Below are 17647 nucleotides of genomic sequence, written 5' to 3' on the forward strand. Positions count from 1 at the left end.
TGTCAGCCGCCAGCGCGGGCCACCTCCGTGCGCAGGGCGGCGATGGCGTCGTCGATGCCGCCGACACCGCTGCCACCGCCCTGGGCCAGGTCCGGCTTGCCGCCGCCCCGGCCGTTCACCGCGGGCGCGAAGGCCTTGACCAGGTCGCCGGCGGCCAGGCCGCGCTCGCGGGCGCCCTCGGTGGTGGCGACGACGAACGAGACCTTGTCCCCGTCCGGGGCGAACAGGGCCACGACGCCCGGCCGGGCCTGCAGCCGCCCGCGCACGTCGCCGGCGAGCGAGCGCAGGTCGCCCCCGCCCACGCCCTCGGGCGTGCGGGCGGCGACGAGCGCGATCCCGCCGACGTCCTCGGCGCCGTCCACGAGCGACCCCGCCGAGGAGAGCACCTCGCGGGCCCGGATCGTCTCGAGCTCCTTCTCGGCGGCGCGCAGGCGGTCGACGACCCCGCCGATGCGCTCGGGCAGCTCCTCGGGCTGGGCGCGGAACTGCTCGGCGAGCTGGTTGACCAGCACGTGCTCGCGGGCCAGGAACCGGAAGGCGTCGATGCCGACGAGGGCCTCGACGCGGCGGACACCGGACCCGATGGAGCCCTCGCCCATCAGCTTGACGAGGCCGAGCTGCCCGGAGCGACCCACGTGCGTGCCGCCGCAGAGCTCGCGGGAGTACTCGCCGACCTCGACGATGCGCACGGCGTCGCCGTACTTCTCGCCGAAGAGGGCGACGGCGCCGAGCTTGCGGGCCTCGTCCATCGACGTGACGAAGGCGCGCACCTCGTCGTCGCCGAGGAGCACGGTGTTGACCTCGTCCTCGACGTCGGCGAGCACGCTGGCGGGCACCGCGCCCTCCGGCGAGGTGAAGTCGAAGCGCAGCCGGCCGGGGGCGTTCAGCGAGCCCGCCTGGGCGGCCGAGTCGCCGAGGGCCTTGCGCATCCCGGCGTGCACGAGGTGCGTCGCGGTGTGGGCGCGCGAGATCGCGGCGCGGCGGTCGACGTCGATCTGGGCCGAGACCGGGGCGTCGCGGGTGGCCTCGCCGTGGAGCACACGTCCGCGGTGCACCGACAGGCCGGGCACCGGGGTCTGCACGTCGGTGATCTCGATGGTGAACCCGTCGCCGAACAGCCGTCCGGTGTCGGCCTGCTGGCCGCCGCCCTCGGCGTAGAACGGGGTGCGGTCGAGCATGACCTCGACCTCGTCGCCCTCGGTGGCGGCGGGGACGCCGACGTGGTCGACGATCAGCCCGACGATCGTGGCGTCGGCGCGCTGGTCGGAGTAGCCGAGGAAGTCGGTGAGCCCGGTGCGCTCCAGGACCTCGCGGTAGGCGCTGGCGTCGGCCCCGCCGTGCTTGCGGGCGGCGGCGTCGGCCTTGGCCCGGGACCGCTGCTCGTCCATCAGCGAGCGGAAGGCGCCCTCGTCGACCGAGAGCCCGGCCTCCGAGGCCATCTCCAGCGTCAGGTCGATGGGGAAGCCGTAGGTGTCGTGCAGGGCGAAGGCGCTGGACCCGGGCAGCGTCGTCGAGCCGGAGGCCCGGACGTCGGAGACCGCCGACTCGAAGATCCGCGAGCCGGTGGCGAGCGTGGCGAGGAAGGCCTCCTCCTCGCGGCGCACCACGGCGGCGATCCGCTCGTAGGAGGTGACGATCTCCGGGTACGACGGGCCCATGGCGTCGCGTACGACCCCGACGAGGTCGACGAGCACCGGCTCGGTGATGCCGAGCAGGCGGGCGTTGCGCACGACGCGGCGCAGCAGGCGGCGCAGCACGTAGCCGCGGCCCTCGTTGCCGGGCACGACGCCGTCGCCGATGAGCATGGCGCCGGTGCGGACGTGGTCGGCGATGACGCGGAACCGGACGCCCTGCTCCTCGGTCCCCTCGTCGTAGGAGCGGCCCGAGAGCTCCTGCACGCGGTCGATCACCGGGCGCAGCAGGTCGGTCTCGTAGACGTTCTCCACGCCCTGGAGCAGGAACGCGACACGCTCGACGCCGAGGCCGGTGTCGATGTTCTTCTGCGGGAGCTCGCCGATGGGGGCGGCCCCGTACTTCGGGCTCGCCTCCCCGCGGATGTCCTGCATGAAGACGAGGTTCCAGATCTCGACGTAGCGGTCCTCGTCGACCACCGGACCGCCCTCGAGCCCGTGCTCGGGACCGCGGTCGTAGTAGATCTCCGAGCACGGCCCGCCGGGACCGGGGATGCCCATGTCCCAGTAGTTGTCGCGCCCGTCGCGGCGCTGGATGCGCTCGGGCGGCAGGCCGGCGACCTCCTGCCACAGGCGCTCGGCCTCGTCGTCGTTCTCGAAGACGGTGACCCAGATGCGCTCCGGGTCGAAGCCGAACCCGCCGTCCTCGAGGGTGCCGGTGACCAGCGTCCAGGCGTGCCGGATCGCGCCTTCCTTGAAGTAGTCACCGAACGAGAAGTTGCCCGCCATCTGGAAGAACGTGTTGTGGCGGGTGGTGTGGCCGACGTTCTCGATGTCCCCGGTGCGCACGCACTTCTGGATCGACGTGGCCGTGTCGTAGGGCGCCGGGGCCTCGCCGAGGAAGTACGGCTTGAACTGGACCATCCCCGCGTTGACGAACAGCAGGGTCGGGTCGTCGAGGATCAGCGAGGCGCTGGGGACGGGGGTGTGGCCGGCGTTCTCGAAGTGTGCGAGGAAGCGTCGGCGGATCTCGTGGGTCTGCACGTCTGTCCTGCTTCGCAGAGATGCGGGTGGGGGTGAACGGGCGCGGGGGCCTCAGCGGGCGTGCGAAGCTCCCCGCCGCGGCGCTCGCGCGTGACGGGCGTCCGAGGCGGGCTCGGGCCGCACCGGGATCTCCGTCGTGTCCTCCACCATCGCGTACAGCTCCTCGGAGCGTTCGTTCATTCCGGCGCGCACCTCGGCGCCGAACGCCCCGAGCCCGGCGCCGAGCTCGCGCAGCCCCTCACCGAGGCTGGTGCCGATCCCCGCCGGCGTGGCCTTCTGCGTGATCTCGTTGACCTTGCGGGTCGCGGTGACCCCGACGGCCACCCCGACACCGACCCAGAACAGACGCTTCATGCGCGGGCACTCCGCTTCGACTTCTTCGGGGGCGGGGCGTTCTTCAGCCGGCGGGCCTGCTGGGCCTTGCGGACCCCGTAGGACAGCGCCGCGACCTTGACCAGCGGGCCGCCGAGCGTGGCGGTGAACAGCGTGCTCAGCGCCTTGGTGTTGGCCGCGACGGCCTGGGCGCTGGCGGTGACGCCGTCGACGCGCTCGAGCTGGGTGTTGACCGTCGTGAGCGTGACCCCGGCGTCGGAGAGCAGGGGCTCGGTGCCCTCGTGGGTCTTGCGGATCGCGATCGTGGCCTCGTCGAGCGTGCGACCGAGCTTGATCAACGGGATGGCGAGCAGCACCACCAGGATCACGAACGCCACCGCGGCGATGATCGCCGCGATCTGGCCGACCGACACGGGTCCTCCTCGGTGCTGGGTGCGATACAGGTCCCCGGACCGCCGCCCGGCGACACCACCCCAGGGGGCAGGGTCGTCGGCCGACACCTGGCGCAGGTGGCGGCAGGTTACCGTGCGCCGTCCGGACCTCTCGGGGGGACGGGATCAGTCCGGTGATCAGCAGGGCGGCAGCCCGAGACCCCCGCGGTAGGCCGGCGCGAGGGAGACCTCGGAGATGTAGCCGACCCGCCCGTCGGGGGCCCGCGCGCCCAGCCAGAGCTCCGAGACGGCCGCGTTCGGGTTCTGCCCGATGCTCGTCGACGTGAGGTCGGCATTGGTGATCGACTCGCCCGTGAGCTGGCAGACCGCGACGAACGTGGCCCCGGTCCCCACGTCGGTGCCGGGGATCTTGCAGCCGGGCATGGTCGCGCAGCGCGCGACGGGCCGCGCCCCCAGGTAGGACGGCGTGCGGTCCTCGACCAGCTGCCCCTCCCCGATCGCCACCTTGTTCTGCACCACGACGGTGCGGGTCTCGACGGCCGGCGGGCTCGTCAGCACGACGACGAGCGCGGTCGCGAGGCCGACGACGAGCACGGCGAGGGCGGCGACCACCGCGATCTCGACGCGCCGCCGGGTGGTGCGCCGTCCGGCCGGGGGTCCCGGGGCGTGCCCGGGCTCCGGCGGCGCGGAGGGAGCCGGGCCCCGCAGCGCCTCGTGACGGGCCCCCCAGCCCTCGACGTCGGCGGCCTCGACACCGATCGCGGCCAGCACGTCGGTGACGAGGTCGACGTTCGGCAGCCCGGGCCCGCGCGTCGCCGCCGCGATCGTCGACTTCCCCCAGCCCGAGAGCCCTTCCGCACGCCGGAACGAGACGCCGCGGCGCTGCATCGCGGCGAGGAAGTCGGCGCAGAACTGCGCGGGGGTGTCGCCGGGGGTCACCGCGTCGCCTGTCCGGGACGTCGGCGTCGTCGCAGGTCATGGGCGTCCGGACGGTGTCCCGGACAGCGGCGGACGCCGCGTCGCGAACCGTCGGGGATCACAGTGGGAAGGCTACGACGAGGCGGGCTCGCGGCGATGCGGGCCACGGGTGCTTCCGGGGGGCGCACCTGCGGGACCTCACCGCTCGGGCCCGCCTCCCCGCACCACCTCGCGCAGGCGGGCGAGCCGCTCGCCGCGGTTCCGCTCGTCGCCCCGGCCCGCCGGCCGGTAGTAGTCGCGGCCCACGAGCTCGTCGGGCGGGTACTGCTGGGCGACCACCCCGGCGCGGTCGGCGTGGGGGTAGACGTAGCCGACCGCGTTGCCCTGGGCCTCGGCCCCCGCGTAGTGCCCGTCGCGCAGGTGCGGGGGCACCGGCCCGGCGGCGCCCTGGCGGACGTCGCTCATGGCCTCGTCGATGGCCGTGATCACGGCGTTGGACTTCGGGGCCGTCGCGAGGTGGATCGTCACCTGCGCGAGGTTGATCCGGACCTCGGGCAGGCCGATCAGGGCCACCGCCTGGGCGGCGGCGACCGCGGCCGGCAGGGCGGTGGGGTCGGCGAGCCCGATGTCCTCGCTGGCGTGGACGACGAGGCGGCGCGCGATGAAGCGCGGGTCCTCCCCCGCCACGATCATGCGGGCGAGGTAGTGCAGGGCGGCGTCCGGGTCCGAGCCGCGGATGGACTTGATGAACGCCGAGATGACGTCGTAGTGCTGGTCCCCGGCACGGTCGTAGCGCACGGCGACCTCGTCGACGACGCGCTCGACGTCGGCGAGGGTCAGGGGCCCGGCGTTGCCCACGGCGTCGGCGGCGGCCTCGAGCGCGGTGAGGCTGCGCCGGCCGTCGCCCGCGGCGAGCCGCACGAGGTGGGCGCGGGCGTCGGGGTCCAGGGTCACGGCGCCGCCCAGCCCGCGCGGGTCGGCGACGGCGCGGTCGAGCAGCAGCCCGACGGCCTCGTCGTCGAGGGCGTGCAGGCCGAGGACGAGGCTGCGGCTCAGCAGGGGGGCGACGACCGAGAAGCTCGGGTTCTCGGTGGTGGCGCCGACGAGCAGCACCACGCGGTCCTCGACGGCGGCGAGCAGCGCGTCCTGCTGGGTGCGCGAGAACCGGTGGATCTCGTCGATGAACAGCACCGTGCGCCGGGGCTCCGACGCCGCCAGGCGGCGGCGGGCGACCTCGATGACCCCGCGCACCTCCTTGACCCCGGCGTTGAGCGCGGACAGCGCCTCGAACGCGCGGCCCGTGGCCTGGGAGATCAGGCGGGCGAGCGTCGTCTTGCCCGTCCCGGGCGGCCCGTGCAGGACGACCGACGCCGGGGCGGCGCCCTCGACGAGGCGGCGTAGTGGCGCCCCCGGCGCGAGCAGGTGGTCCTGGCCGACGACCTCGTCGAGGCTCGCCGGGCGCATGCGGACCGCCAGCGGCGTCCCGTCCCCGCTGGTGGGGGCGGGGCGGTCGTCGACCACACCGCGCGTCACCGGACGGCCAAGATCTCTCTGGCTCTCGGGGCCCGTCACCGGCGCCTCCGGCACCTCGACCTCGAACAGCCCGTCCTCGCCCATGCGGCGCACCGTACTGCCGTCAGCCGACGCTCCAGGTCGCGCCGGCCCGCGGGACGACGTCGACCGCGACGCGGCCGTGGGCGTGCAGCCGTCGCGGCACGCCGGGGTCGGGTCCGACGAGGAGCAGTGGCCCGTCCCGGTACAGGGCGGTCACCGAGACGCGCACGACGGCGTCGGCGAGCTCGAGGTCGTCCGCGGGCCCCGCGAGCAGGCCCGGCAGGTCCGGACGGGCGGCCCGGGCACGCTCGACGACCTCGTCGACGCCGCCGGCGGGCGCGAGGGCTCCGTGCGGTCCGGAGAGCGTGTAGCCGCCCGCCCACGGCGCCACCCGCCAGCGCCACGGCGCCAACCACCGGGTCATGGCGGCGGCGAGGCGCCGGGCCGCGCCGGGGTCGGGCGGGCCGACGGTGTCCTCCCACGGGGCGCGGACCCGGCCCGATCCGCAGGCACCGCACATCAGGCGGGGCACATCAGGCGGAGCGGGGGGACCGCGTGACGAAGTCCTGCGCGATCGCGTCGAACGTCGACCAGCGCACGCCCTCGTGGCCGTTGATGTGCTCGATGAGCCGCTCGAGGGCCATCAGCACCTGCGGTCGGCCCGAGACGTCGGGATGGATCGTCATGGTGAAGGCCGCGTAGTCGCACTCGCGGTAGGTCCAGTCGAACTGGTCTTGCCACATCTGCTCGATGTCGCGCGGGTTGACGAAGCCGTGGCTGTTCGGGCTGCCCTTGATGAACATCATCGGGGGCAGGTCGTCGAGGTACCAGTTCGCGGGGATCTCGACGAGGTCGGTCTCGTGCCCGCGCTCGAGGGGTTTCATCCACGTCTGCGCCGGCTGGTCGTAGTCGATCGGCGTCCAGGTGTCCCCGACGCGGACGTAGTACGGCGTGACGTCGCGGTGCATGAGCGAGTGGTCGTAGCGGATGCCGCGGTCGAGGAGGATCTCGTTGGTGACCCGGCTGAACTCCCACCACGGCGCGACGTAGCCGGTGGGACGGCGCCCGCTGCGCCGCTCGATCAGCTCGACGCAGTAGTCGAGGATCGTCTCCTCCTGCTCGCGGGACATGGCCAGCGGGTTCTCGTGGCTGTAGCCGTGCACGCCGATCTCGTGGCCCGCGGCGACGCAGGCGTCGAACTCGTCGGGGAAGGTCTCGACGGAGTGGCCGGGCCAGAAGAACGTCTGGGTCATGTCGTGGCGGCGGAACAGCTCGAGCAGCCGCGGGACGCCGACCTCGCCGGCGAACAGCCCGCGCGAGATGTCGTCGGGCGAGTCCTGCCCGCCGTACGAGCCGAGCCAGCCGGCGACGGCGTCCACGTCCACCCCGAACGCGACGAAGATCTCCTTCTCGGCCATGCGGTCTCCTTCGATCAGGTCAGGTGCTCGTCGAGGAGTGCCCGCGGGCGCGCCGGGTCAGCCGCCAGGGCGAGGCCGAGCAGCATCCGGGCCTGCCACGGGCTCAGCTCGCCGGCGAGGAGCGCCCCGCGGTCGGCCAGCGCGCCGCCGCCGGCCGCGTAGCGCGGCGAGACCGGGCCCTCGGGGACACGGCTCGCGACGAGCACGACCACACCGGCGTCGGCGGCCTCGCCGACCGCCGCGACGACGTCCGGGCTCGCGTTGCCGATGCCCACGGCGGCGAGCACGACGCCCCGGGCGCCCGCGGCGACGGCGGCGCGCACCAGCGTCCCGTCGGCGCCGTGGTGGGCGGCGACGACGTCGACCCGCGGCGGGTCTGTCTCGGTCGCCGGCAGAGTCGCCGGCAGGGCGGGGCGGCGCTCCGGCCGGGTCACGCGCCGGACCGTCCCGTCGACCACGCGGTGCACGACGGTCCCGCCGAAGGCACCGGCGGCGAGCGTGTGGCGCTTGGCGACGCCGCGGGCCGCGAACGCCTCGCCGTCGAAGCAGACGAGCACCCCGTCGCCCCTGGCGGCGGGGTCGGACGCCAGGGTCAGCGCCGCCCGCAGGTTGGCCGGGCCGTCGGCTCCGGGCTCGTCGGCGGCGCGCTGCGCACCGGTCAGGACCACGGGTCGGTGGTCGGCGAGCAGGAGGTCCAGCCCGTACGCGCTCTCCTCCATGGTGTCGGTGCCGTGGGTGACCACGACGCCGTCGGCCCCCTCGTCGAGGGCCGCCGTCACCGCCGTGCGGAGCCGTCGGAGGTCGTCCCACCCCATCGCGAAGCTCCCGGCGGTCGCGAGGTCGGTGACCGCGACGTCGGCGTCCGCTCCCGCCGCGGCCAGGAGCGTGCGTCCGTCGCGCGCGGCGCGCAGCGGGCCCGGGAAGCCGGTGCTGGCGATGGTGCCGCCGGTGGCGACGAGGTGGACGGGCATCGGTGCGCCTCCGCAGGCCGGGAAGGACGGTGGACGACTAGGGTCGTTCCCCATGCGCGAGATCCTCACCGTGCTCGAGGCCGACGCCCGCGCCACGCCGGAACGGATCGCGGCGCTGACCGGGATCGCGGAGGACGAGGTGCGCGCGGCGATCGCGGCCTGGGAGGCCGAGGGCGTCATCCGCCGGTACAAGACGGTGGTCGACTGGGACCGCCTGGGCGACGAGCGCGTCACCGCGTTCGTCGACGTCACCGTCGCCCCCGAGCGGGGTCGCGGGTTCGACGACGTCGCCGAGCGGATCGCGCGGTTCCGGGAGATCCGGGCGGTGCACCTCGTGTCCGGCGCGCAGGACCTGCGGGTCGAGGTGGAGGGCTCCTCGATGAAGGAGGTGGCCGACTTCGTCGCGCAGAAGCTGTCGGGCGTCGAGCGCGTCACCGCGACGAGCACCCACTTCCTGCTGCGCCGCTACAAGGACGACCACCAGCTGCTCACCGAGCCCGAGCCCGACCAGCGCCTGTCGGTGATGCCCTGATGGCTCCCCCGGCCAAGCCCCTGTCGCGGGTCGTCGAGGCCTGCCCGCCCTCGGGCATCCGCAAGTTCTTCGACCTCGCCCAGACGATGACGGGCGTCATCACCCTGGGCGTCGGCGAGCCGGACTTCCCGACGCCGTGGGGCGTGCGGGAGGCGGCGATCCACGCGCTCACCCGCGGGGCCACCACCTACACCGGCAACTCGGGGCTGCTCGAGCTGCGCGAGCTGATCTGCGCCGACCTCGAGAGGCGCCACGGCACGAGCTACCGCCCCGCCGACGAGTGCCTGGTGACCTCCGGGGTCTCCGAGGGCCTCGACCTGGCCCTGCGCGCGCTGCTGAACCCCGGCGACGAGGTGATCGTCCCGGAGCCGTCGTACGTGGCCTACCAGCCGTGCGTGGCGTTCGCGGGCGGCGTGGCCGTGCCGGTGGCGAGCGACCCGGCGCAGGGTTACCGGCTCGACGCCGCGCGGATCGCCGAGGCGGTGACCCCGCGGACCAAGGCGGTGCTGTTCGGGTCGCCGTCGAACCCCACCGGCGCCGCGCAGTCCGCCGACGACCTCACCGCGCTGGTGGCGCTCGCGGAGCGCGAGGACTTCTGGCTGGTCAGCGACGAGATCTACGACCGGCTGACCTACACCGGCACGCACACCAGCACCGCCGCGGTGCCGGGCGCCCGGGACCGGACGGTCGTCCTCAACGGCTTCTCGAAGTCCTACGCGATGACCGGCTGGCGGGTCGGTTACGTCTGCGCGCCCGAGCCGCTGGCGGCGTTGATGCACCGCATCCACCAGTACACGATGCTCTGCGCCCCGCACGTCAGCCAGGTCGCCGCGATCGAGGCGCTGCGCAGCGCGGACCCCGACGTCACCGAGATGGTCGCCGACTACGACCGGCGCCGGCGGCTGTTCGTCAAGGGTCTCGACGAGCTGGGGCTGAGCTGCCCGGAGCCCGGCGGCGCGTTCTACGCGTTCCCGTCCATCCGCTCGAGCGGGCTGTCCTCGCAGGACTTCGCCGAGCAGCTGCTCGAGGAGCAGAAGGTCGCGGTGGTGCCGGGTGACGTGTTCGGCCCGTCGGGCGAGGGCCACGTCCGCTGCTCCTACGCCACCGCGCTCCCCCTGCTCGAGGAGGCCCTCGAGCGGATGGGCCGGTTCCTCAGCACCCGTACGTGAGCGAAGTTCCCGGCTATGGCCGGGAACTTCGCTCACGGGTCAGTTGAGCTTGCGCGTGCCCTCGGGCAGACCGCCGCCGGCGTAGGCGTCCTCGGCCAGCTTGGCCAGGGCCGTGAGGGCGACGTTCTGGCTCCACGGGCCGAAGGAGCAGCGGGCGACGCCGAGCTCGCCGAGACGCCTGGTGCTCGGCACCCCGGGCACGCCGATGACGTTCACCTTCTGCTCGCCGAGCTCCGCGACGAGCGCCTGGATCGTCTCCTCGTCGAGCTTGCCGGGCACGAAGAACGAGGTCGCGCCGGCCTCGAGGTAGGCGCGGCCGCGCTCGATCGCGTCGTCGAGGATCACCTTCGGGTCGCGGTCGCCGCCGCGCACCCACGCGTCGGTGCGGGCGTTGAGGGCGAACGGCACGCCGGCCTTCTCGCCCGCCGCGACGGCCGCCTCGACGGCCTTCACCGCCTCGGACAGCGGCTTGAGCTGGTCCTCGAGGTTGGCGCCGACGATCCCGACGTCGATGGCGCGGGCGATCGTGCCGCCCGGGTCGCCGTAGCCGGCCTCGAGGTCGGCGCTCACGGGCAGCTCGGTCCGGCGGGCGATGAGCCCGACCTCGGCGATCATCTCGTCGCGCGGGATGACCTCGCCGTCGGGGTAGCCGCGCGAGGCGGCGATGCCGTGGCTCGCCGTGGCGAGGGCCTTCGTGCCGGGAGTGTTCGCGACCGTGGTCGCCGTGATCGCGTCCCACACGTTGACGACCACGAGCAGCGCGGGGTCGCTGTGCAGACGCTGCAGTTCCCGGGCCTTGTCGATGTTGCTGTCGGCGGTGCTCATGCCTCCGTCGTACGCCTTCCGGCGGCGCACCTAGGTGATCGCGTCACTTACCGGTGACCGGCGTCACTGTCAGCCTCTCTGGGTCAGCAGCCCACCACCTGCTGGCTCGCCCTCGACCAGCTGGGGGATCTCGTGACGACGTTCGCCGACCACCGCGACACCACCGTGCACATCCTCTGGATGAACGCCGGACTGTCGTGCGACGGGGACTCGGTGGCCCTCACCGCGGCCACCCAGCCGAGCATCGAGGAGATCGCGCTCGGCGCGCTCCCCGGTCTGCCGACGGTCGCCGTGCACTGGCCGCTGATCGACTTCGAGTCCGGCCCGGTCGGCGGCTCCCAGTCGTTCATCGACTGGTTCTTCAAGGCCGAGCGGGGCGAGCTGGACGGGCCCTTCGTCCTGGTGATCGAGGGCTCGATCCCCAACGAGTCGATCAAGTCCGAGGGGTACTGGTGCGGCTTCGGCAACAACCCGCTGACCGGGCAGCCGATGACCACGAGCGAGTGGATCGACCGGCTCGCCCCCAAGGCCCTGGGCATCCTCGCCGTCGGGACGTGCGCGACCTACGGCGGCATCCACGCCATGGCCGGCAACCCGACCGGCGCGATGGGCGTCGCGGACTACCTGGGCTGGGACTGGAAGTCCTCCGCCGGCCTGCCGATCGTCAACGTGCCGGGCTGCCCGGTGCACCCGGACAACCTCTCCGAGACGATCCTCTACCTGCTCTACCAGGCCGTGGGCGACGCCCCGATGATCCCGCTCGACGAGGCCGGCCGACCGACGTGGCTGTTCGGGGCCACCGTCCACGAGGGCTGTGACCGCGGCGGCTACTACGAGCAGGGCCAGTTCGCCACCGAGTACGGCTCACCGGAGTGCCTGGTCAAGCTGGGCTGCTGGGGCCCGGTCGTGAAGTGCAACGTCCCCAAGCGCGGCTGGATCAACGGCGTCGGCGGCTGTCCCAACGTCGGCGGCATCTGCATCGGCTGCACGATGCCCGGCTTCCCCGACAAGTTCATGCCGTTCATGGACGCCCCGCCGGGCAGCAAGGTCTCCGGGGCCGCGAGCGGCGCCTACGGCGTGGTGATCCGCAAGCTGCGCGACATCACGGCGAAGACCGTCGACAAGGAACCCCGCTGGCGGGCGAAGGGCCGGCGGCTGCGCACCGGCTACCAGCCCACCGCGTTCTGAGAGGCCAGCCATGACCGCCACCGCACCGAAGCCGACCACCGGCCAGAAGACCGGCCTCGTCGAGATGGCGTGGGACCCGATCACGCGCATCGTCGGCAGTCTCGGCATCTACACGAAAATCGACTTCGCGGCGAAACGCGTCGCCGAGTGCCATTCGACGTCGTCGATCTTCCGTGGCTACTCCATCTTCATGAAAGGCAAGGACCCGCGGGACGCGCACTTCATCACGAGCCGGATCTGCGGAATCTGCGGCGACAACCACGCGACGTGCTCGGTCTACAACCAGAACATGGCCTACGGGGTGCGCCCGCCGCACCTGGGCGAATGGATCATCAATCTCGGCGAGGCCGCCGAGTACATGTTCGACCACAACCTCTACCAGGACAATCTCGCCTGCGTGGACTACTGCGAGAAGATGGTCGCGGACACGAACCCCGGGGTCCTCGAGCTCGCGAACCGGACGCCGAGCCCGCACGCCGACGACCACGGCTTCCGCACCATCGGCGACATCATGCGGGCCCTCAACCCGTTCACCGGCGAGTTCTACCGCGAGACGCTGAAGGTCTCCCGCTACACGCGCGAGATGTTCTGCCTGATGGAGGGGCGACACGTCCACCCGTCGACGCTCTATCCCGGCGGGGTCGGCACGGTGGCGACGATCCAGCTCTTCACCGACTACATGACCCGGCTCATGTGGTACATCGAGTTCATGAAGCGGGTCGTGCCGATGCACGACGACCTCTTCGACTTCATGTACGAGGCCCTCCCCGGTTACGAGGAGGTCGGACGGCGGCGGGTCATCATCGGCTCGTGGGGGGCGTTCAACGACCCGGAGCACTGCGACTTCGACTACTCGACGATGTCGCACTGGGGACGCAAGATGTTCGTCTCCCCCGGGGTCGTGGTCGACGGGAAGCTCGTCACCACCGATCTCGTCGACATCAACCTCGGCATCCGCATCCTGCTGGGCAGTTCCTTCTACCGCGGCTGGGAGGACCAGGAGAAGTTCGTCGACCGCGACCCGCTCGGCAACCCGGTGTCGATGGACCACCCCTGGAACCAGCACACGATCCCGGCGCCGCAGAAGCGCGACTTCGACGACAAGTACTCGTGGACGATGTCGCCGCGCTGGTTCGACGGCACGGACCACCTCGCGATGGACACCGGCGGCGGCCCGCTCCCACGGCTCTGGGTCACCGCGCTCGCCGGGCTGGTCGACGCCGGCGGCTACGTCCGGTCGACCGGGCACAGCGTCGAGCTCAACCTCCCGCGCACCGTGTCGAAGCCCGAGACGACGTTCACGTGGACCCCGCCGGTGGACAAGCAGGGGCGTCCGCTGTCCAACGCCATCGAGCGGGACCGCGCCCGCACCTACTTCCAGGCCTACGCGGCCGCCGCGGCGATGCACTTCCTGGAGAAGGCGCTCGCCGAGGTCCGCGGCGGGAACACCAAGACCTGGGAGTCGTTCGTCGTGCCCGACGAGTCGGTGAGCGTCGGCTTCACCGAGGCCGTCCGCGGCGTGCTCTCGCACCACATGGTCGTGCGCGACGGGAAGATCGCGAACTACCACCCGTACCCGCCGACGCCGTGGAACGGCAGCGTCCGCGACAAGTTCGGCACGCCCGGCCCGTACGAGGACGCCGTGCAGAACACCCCGATCTTCGAGGAGAACGGACCGGACACCTTCAAGGGCATCGACATCATGCGGGCGGTGCGCAGCTTCGACCCGTGCCTGCCGTGCGGGGTGCACATGTACCTCGGCAACGGCAAGCAGCTGCACCGGGAGACCTCGCCGACCCAGCTGAACCTGCCCTGATGGAGCCGCCGGAGACCGAGCGGGTCGCCGAGACCATCGCCGAGCTGCTCGACGGGATGTCGGCCGACCCCGCCGCGCGCGAGGCCGGCGAGGACCTCGTGCGCGTGCTCATGGAGTTCTACGGCGCGGGCCTGGACCGGATGGTGTCGATCGTCCGGCTCGGGTCGGGCGACGCGCTCGTCCACCGCCTCGCCGCGGACCCGCTCGTGGCGGCCCTGCTCGCCCTGCACGACCTCCACCCGGTCGACCTCCCGACACGGGTCGGCCACGGCGTCGACACGGCCAGGCGGCGCCTGGGCCACCACGGCTCCGGCATCAGCCTCGAGCGCGTCGACACCCACACCGGCACCGTCCACGTCGCGCTGGCGCCGGGCTGCGGCTCGTCGTCGGACACGGTGCGCGACGTCGTCCGGACCGCCGTGTCCGAGCTGGCCCCGGAGGTCGTCGCCGTCGAGTTCGTCACCGAGCCCGCCGGGCCGGCGCTGCTGCAGATCGGGGTGCGGCCCCCGAGTTCGGTGGCGGGGTCGTGACGGCCGGGCCGGCAGGGCTGCGCCGCTTCCTGGCGCCCCGGGAGGCGCCGCCGGTCGAGCCGGCGGTGGAGCGGTGCGAGCTGTGCGCGGCCGAGGTCGCCCCCGAGCACCCGCACCTCGTCGACGTCGCCGGCCGGGCGTTGAAGTGCGCGTGCCGGCCGTGCGCGCTGCTCTTCGTCGACCGTCCCCGGGAGATGGCCGGCACGGCGTACCGCACGGTGCCCGACCGCTACCGGTACGACCCGGAGTTCACCCTCGACGACGCGCAGTGGGACGCCCTGCAGATCCCGGTCGGGATGGCGTTCTTCCTGCGCAACTCGCTGCGCGACCCTGTCGACGGAGCGGTGGTGGCCTGCTACCCGAGCCCGGCCGGCGCGACCGAGAGCGAGCTCGACCTCTCGGAGTTCGTCGACGGCGTCGGCGCCGGGCGGCTCGGCGCGATGCTCGAGCCCGACGTCGAGGCGCTGCTGGTGCGGCACGGTGACGTCGCCGGGGCGACGCGGTCGGAGTGCCTGCTCGTCCCCGTCGACGCCTGCTACCGCCTCGTCGGCCTGGTCCGGCGGCACTGGCGGGGGTTCGACGGCGGCGCCGAGGCGTGGATCCACATCGACCGCTTCTTCGACGACGCCCGCGCGCGGGCCCGCGACGTGGGGAGCAGCCACCGAGGAGGGCCGAGCCGATGACCCTGCCCTTCCCCCGCGCCGCGCCGGGACCCGCGTTCGGGTTCGCGGTGACCCACGCCGACCACGACCCGCAGGCCGCCGGCCCGACCCTCCGGCTGCACACCACGATCACCGAGACCACGGGCACACGGGTGCACGCCCTCGCCCTGCGCGCCCAGATCCGGCTCGAGCCCGCCAGCCGCCGCTACTCCCCCGACCAGCAGGAACGCCTCGTCGAGCTCTTCGGCGACCCGTCGCGCTGGGGCCGCACGCTCAACCCGATGCAGCTGGCGACCGTGTCGACGGTGACGCCGTCGTTCTCCGGCGAGCAGCAGGTCGTGTTCGAGGTCCCGCTGACGTTCGACACCGACGTCGCGACCACCCGGTACTTCCGCGGCGTCGGCGACGACGGTGACGCCCCGATGCGCCTGTTGTTCAGCGGCACCGTCTTCTACGAGGCGCCGTCCGGCGTGCAGATCGGGCTCGTCCCGTGGCACTCGGAGGCCACGTTCCGGCTCCCGGTCGCCGTGTGGACGGACATGATGGACGCCCACCAGCACGGGATGGCGTGGCTGCGGCTCCCCGAGCACACGCTCGCCGAGCTCAGCGCCTGGCGGGCGGCGCGGGCACTGCCCACCTGGGAGCAGACGTTCACCGCTCTCCTCGCGGCCGCGGGTGACGAGTCATGAGGACGGACCCGCTCGACGCCGCGGCCGCGATCGCCGACGCCGTGCTGTTCGAGGGCTACCTGCTCTACCCCTACCGCGCCTCGGCTCAGAAGAACGCGCTGCGCTGGCAGTTCGGCGTGCTCGTGCCGCCGGCGGTGTCGACGGCCCTCGCGGAGCCCTCGGCCAGCCGCACCGAGTGCGTGATCGACGCCCGCCCCGGCGCGACACTCCGGCTGCGCCTGCGCTTCCTCGGCCTGCAGCGACGGAGCGTCGTCGACCTCGACGGCACCGAGCACGACCGCCTCGAGGTCGACGGGGTCCCCCACACCGCCTGGGAGGAGGGCGTGCCGCGCCAGGTCGACGCCGCCGTCGCACTCGAGTCCCTGGCCGACGCGCCGGTGACCGTCGACGTCGCGTGCCCGGCCACCACGACGTCGGAGTGGATCCGCGACGCGACGGGCGCGCGGCGCGGGCACCTCGTCCGGCGTGCCGAGGCCGTCACCGGGCGGGTGGTGCTCGCGACCGAGCCGCTCCCCGGGCCCTACGGCGCGCTGCGCCTGCGCCTCGACGTGGTCAACGACGGCGTCGCCGACCCGTCCGCGCCGCGCGCGGAGGCCCTGCGCACGGCTCTGATCTCGGCGCACACCGTGCTGGGCCTCGACCGCGGCGCGTTCCTCTCCAGCGCCGACCCGCCGCAGTGGGCCGCGCCCGCCGTCGCGGCCTGCGTCAACGCGCACAGCTGGCCGGTGCTGGCGGGCGAGCCGGGCGACGGCTCGCTGCTGCTCGCGACGCCGATCATCCTCGAGGACCACCCGCAGCTCGCCCCCGAGAGCCCGACGAACCTGTTCGACGGCACCGAGAACGACGAGATCCTCGCCCTGCGCACCCTCGCCCTCACCGACGACGAGAAGCGCGAGGCCCGGGCCACCGACCCGCGCGCCGCCCACATCGTCGACGCGGTCGACGCCATGGGGCCGGCGATGTTCGAGCGGCTGCACGGCGCGATCCGGCCCGACGGCCGCGCACCGGACGACATCCCGACGATCGCCACCCCCGGCACGCCGTGGTGGGACCCGGGTGCCGACGCCTCGGTGGACCCCGATTCCGACGAGGCGATCGTCGACGGGCGTCCGGTCGCCCGCGGCAGCTCCGTGATCCTCCTGCCGGGCCGCGGCAGCGACGCGCAGGACACCTTCCTGCGCGGTGCCGCGGCCACCGTCCAGGCCGTCCTGCACGACGTCGACGGCGGCACCCACGTCGCCGTGTCGCTCGACGACGACCCGGGCGCCGACCTCCAGGCCACCCACGGCCGCTTCCGCTACTTCCGGCCGGACGAACTGGCCCTGGTCGACGGAGGGCCCTCATGAAGATCCTGGTCGCCGGGGTGGGCAACGTCTTCTTCTCCGACGACGGCTTCGGCTCCGAGGTGGCGAGGCGGCTGCTCGCCGCGCCCGGAACGATGCCGGCGTCGGTGGACGTCGTCGACGTCGGCATCCGCGGGATGCACCTCGCCTACCAGGTGCTCGACGGCTACGAGGCGCTCGTCGTCGTCGACGCGGCGCCCCCGCTCGATGACACCGCTGAGGGTGAGCCCGGGACGCTGACGCTCGTCGAGCACGTCCTCACGGCCGCCACCGGCGACGCCGCCTTCGACCCGCACGGCATGGAGCCCGACGCCGTCCTCGAGCTCGTCGGCGCGCTGGCCCGCGGGGTCGGCGAGGGCGGCCTCGACCGCGTGCTCGTCCTGGGCTGCGTGCCCGCCGACGTCGGGGCCGGCATGGGGCTGAGCCCGCCGGTGGCCGCCGCCGTCGACGAGGCCGTCGACGCCGTCGGCCGGATCGTCGAGCGCCTGATCGAGCACCGTCCGTTCACCGAGGTGGGAGCGTCATGACCAAGAAGATCTTGTTGCTGGGACTGCTCGGCGGCGTCGGCTGGATCGCGTGGGAGTCGCGCACCGACGTCCAGCGCTACCTGCGCCTGCGGGCGATGTAGCGCC

General features: G+C 73.5%; 19 protein-coding genes. 10 read left to right on the plus strand and 9 right to left on the minus strand.

The window, feature by feature from the left end:
- Nucleotides 1-2 precede the first annotated feature (2 nt).
- The 8 genes from alaS to PH191_RS12810 form a co-directional block, all read right to left on the minus strand.
- Entirely contained in the window at nucleotides 3-2675 is a 2673-nt protein-coding gene (gene alaS / locus PH191_RS12775) for an alanine--tRNA ligase (protein ID WP_274194974.1), read from the minus strand.
- A gap of 51 nt (nucleotides 2676-2726) precedes the next feature.
- Nucleotides 2727-3029 (minus strand): hypothetical protein, encoded by a 303-nt coding sequence (locus tag PH191_RS12780; protein WP_274194975.1) that lies wholly within the window; start codon nucleotides 3027-3029, stop codon nucleotides 2727-2729.
- A complete protein-coding gene (locus PH191_RS12785; RefSeq protein WP_274194976.1) occupies nucleotides 3026-3421 on the minus strand; it encodes a DUF948 domain-containing protein in 396 nt (131 codons plus the stop codon). Before PH191_RS12785 ends, PH191_RS12780 begins: the two co-directional genes overlap by 4 nt.
- 156 nt (nucleotides 3422-3577) lie before the next feature.
- On the minus strand, nucleotides 3578-4339 hold the full coding sequence (locus tag PH191_RS12790) for a hypothetical protein (RefSeq protein WP_274194977.1): 762 nt from the start codon (nucleotides 4337-4339) through the stop codon (nucleotides 3578-3580).
- A gap of 177 nt (nucleotides 4340-4516) precedes the next feature.
- A complete protein-coding gene (locus tag PH191_RS12795; RefSeq protein WP_274194978.1) occupies nucleotides 4517-5935 on the minus strand; it encodes a replication-associated recombination protein A in 1419 nt (472 codons plus the stop codon).
- Nucleotides 5936-5954: 19 nt separating this feature from the next.
- Complete coding sequence (locus PH191_RS12800; RefSeq protein ID WP_274194979.1) at nucleotides 5955-6392, minus strand: hypothetical protein; 438 nt, start codon at nucleotides 6390-6392, stop codon at nucleotides 5955-5957.
- Nucleotides 6393-6405: 13 nt separating this feature from the next.
- Nucleotides 6406-7290 (minus strand): polysaccharide deacetylase family protein, encoded by an 885-nt coding sequence (locus tag PH191_RS12805; RefSeq protein WP_274194980.1) that lies wholly within the window; start codon nucleotides 7288-7290, stop codon nucleotides 6406-6408.
- A gap of 14 nt (nucleotides 7291-7304) precedes the next feature.
- Entirely contained in the window at nucleotides 7305-8261 is a 957-nt protein-coding gene (locus PH191_RS12810; protein ID WP_274194981.1) for an asparaginase, read from the minus strand.
- 52 nt (nucleotides 8262-8313) lie between these two features.
- On the opposite strand from PH191_RS12810, the gene PH191_RS12815 reads away from it, so the two are divergent.
- Entirely contained in the window at nucleotides 8314-8793 is a 480-nt protein-coding gene (locus PH191_RS12815) for an Lrp/AsnC family transcriptional regulator (RefSeq protein ID WP_274194982.1), read from the plus strand.
- Nucleotides 8793-9962, plus strand: coding sequence for an aminotransferase class I/II-fold pyridoxal phosphate-dependent enzyme (locus PH191_RS12820; protein WP_274194983.1), 1170 nt, complete (start codon nucleotides 8793-8795; stop codon nucleotides 9960-9962). Before PH191_RS12815 ends, PH191_RS12820 begins: the two co-directional genes overlap by 1 nt.
- A gap of 39 nt (nucleotides 9963-10001) precedes the next feature.
- Here the strand turns inward: PH191_RS12820 and PH191_RS12825 are convergent, their stop codons facing one another.
- Nucleotides 10002-10787 carry an isocitrate lyase/PEP mutase family protein gene (locus tag PH191_RS12825; protein WP_274194984.1) on the minus strand — a complete coding sequence of 262 codons (786 nt, stop codon included), beginning with the start codon at nucleotides 10785-10787 and terminating at the stop codon, nucleotides 10002-10004.
- 180 nt (nucleotides 10788-10967) lie between these two features.
- Here PH191_RS12825 and PH191_RS12830 point away from each other — a divergent pair, with 180 nt between their 5' ends.
- The 8 genes from PH191_RS12830 to PH191_RS30080 are packed head-to-tail and all read left to right on the plus strand — an operon-like array spanning nucleotide 10968 to nucleotide 17643.
- The gene (locus PH191_RS12830) at nucleotides 10968-11975 is read left to right on the plus strand and encodes an NADH-quinone oxidoreductase subunit B family protein (RefSeq protein WP_274195291.1); all 1008 of its coding nucleotides are present in this window, start codon (nucleotides 10968-10970) and stop codon (nucleotides 11973-11975) included.
- Nucleotides 11976-11985: 10 nt separating this feature from the next.
- A complete protein-coding gene (locus tag PH191_RS12835; protein ID WP_274194985.1) occupies nucleotides 11986-13791 on the plus strand; it encodes a nickel-dependent hydrogenase large subunit in 1806 nt (601 codons plus the stop codon).
- On the plus strand, nucleotides 13791-14321 hold the full coding sequence (locus PH191_RS12840) for a NifU family protein (protein WP_274194986.1): 531 nt from the start codon (nucleotides 13791-13793) through the stop codon (nucleotides 14319-14321). Before PH191_RS12835 ends, PH191_RS12840 begins: the two co-directional genes overlap by 1 nt.
- On the plus strand, nucleotides 14318-15004 hold the full coding sequence (locus PH191_RS12845; protein WP_274194987.1) for a DUF5947 family protein: 687 nt from the start codon (nucleotides 14318-14320) through the stop codon (nucleotides 15002-15004). The genes PH191_RS12840 and PH191_RS12845 overlap by 4 nt, the downstream gene beginning before the upstream one ends.
- Nucleotides 15001-15672 (plus strand): DUF6084 family protein, encoded by a 672-nt coding sequence (locus PH191_RS12850; RefSeq protein WP_274194988.1) that lies wholly within the window; start codon nucleotides 15001-15003, stop codon nucleotides 15670-15672. The genes PH191_RS12845 and PH191_RS12850 overlap by 4 nt, the downstream gene beginning before the upstream one ends.
- Entirely contained in the window at nucleotides 15669-17018 is a 1350-nt protein-coding gene (locus tag PH191_RS12855) for a hypothetical protein (protein WP_274194989.1), read from the plus strand. The genes PH191_RS12850 and PH191_RS12855 overlap by 4 nt, the downstream gene beginning before the upstream one ends.
- Nucleotides 17015-17542: a hydrogenase maturation protease gene (locus PH191_RS12860; RefSeq protein WP_274194990.1), complete on the plus strand. Its 528-nt coding sequence runs from the start codon at nucleotides 17015-17017 to the stop codon at nucleotides 17540-17542. The genes PH191_RS12855 and PH191_RS12860 overlap by 4 nt, the downstream gene beginning before the upstream one ends.
- Nucleotides 17539-17643 (plus strand): DUF6893 family small protein, encoded by a 105-nt coding sequence (locus PH191_RS30080; RefSeq protein ID WP_420791802.1) that lies wholly within the window; start codon nucleotides 17539-17541, stop codon nucleotides 17641-17643. The genes PH191_RS12860 and PH191_RS30080 overlap by 4 nt, the downstream gene beginning before the upstream one ends.
- The last annotated feature ends 4 nt before the right edge of the window (nucleotides 17644-17647 follow it).

Origin of the sequence: Actinomycetospora callitridis (assembly GCF_028737265.1) — a bacterium.
Taxonomy (GTDB): domain Bacteria; phylum Actinomycetota; class Actinomycetes; order Mycobacteriales; family Pseudonocardiaceae; genus Actinomycetospora; species Actinomycetospora callitridis.

Coding starts and splice junctions, on each gene's coding strand:
- PH191_RS12830 (WP_274195291.1), top strand. CDS start 10,968: ATGAACGCCGGACTGTCGTGCGACGGGGACTCGGTGGCCCTCACCGCG.
- PH191_RS12820 (WP_274194983.1), top strand. CDS start 8,793: ATGGCTCCCCCGGCCAAGCCCCTGTCGCGGGTCGTCGAGGCCTGCCCG.
- PH191_RS12780 (WP_274194975.1), bottom strand. CDS start 3,029: ATGAAGCGTCTGTTCTGGGTCGGTGTCGGGGTGGCCGTCGGGGTCACC.
- PH191_RS12860 (WP_274194990.1), top strand. CDS start 17,015: ATGAAGATCCTGGTCGCCGGGGTGGGCAACGTCTTCTTCTCCGACGAC.
- PH191_RS12825 (WP_274194984.1), bottom strand. CDS start 10,787: ATGAGCACCGCCGACAGCAACATCGACAAGGCCCGGGAACTGCAGCGT.
- PH191_RS12855 (WP_274194989.1), top strand. CDS start 15,669: ATGAGGACGGACCCGCTCGACGCCGCGGCCGCGATCGCCGACGCCGTG.
- PH191_RS12800 (WP_274194979.1), bottom strand. CDS start 6,392: ATGTGCGGTGCCTGCGGATCGGGCCGGGTCCGCGCCCCGTGGGAGGAC.
- PH191_RS12805 (WP_274194980.1), bottom strand. CDS start 7,290: ATGGCCGAGAAGGAGATCTTCGTCGCGTTCGGGGTGGACGTGGACGCC.
- PH191_RS30080 (WP_420791802.1), top strand. CDS start 17,539: ATGACCAAGAAGATCTTGTTGCTGGGACTGCTCGGCGGCGTCGGCTGG.
- PH191_RS12810 (WP_274194981.1), bottom strand. CDS start 8,261: ATGCCCGTCCACCTCGTCGCCACCGGCGGCACCATCGCCAGCACCGGC.
- PH191_RS12795 (WP_274194978.1), bottom strand. CDS start 5,935: ATGGGCGAGGACGGGCTGTTCGAGGTCGAGGTGCCGGAGGCGCCGGTG.
- PH191_RS12840 (WP_274194986.1), top strand. CDS start 13,791: ATGGAGCCGCCGGAGACCGAGCGGGTCGCCGAGACCATCGCCGAGCTG.
- PH191_RS12815 (WP_274194982.1), top strand. CDS start 8,314: ATGCGCGAGATCCTCACCGTGCTCGAGGCCGACGCCCGCGCCACGCCG.
- PH191_RS12835 (WP_274194985.1), top strand. CDS start 11,986: ATGACCGCCACCGCACCGAAGCCGACCACCGGCCAGAAGACCGGCCTC.
- PH191_RS12850 (WP_274194988.1), top strand. CDS start 15,001: ATGACCCTGCCCTTCCCCCGCGCCGCGCCGGGACCCGCGTTCGGGTTC.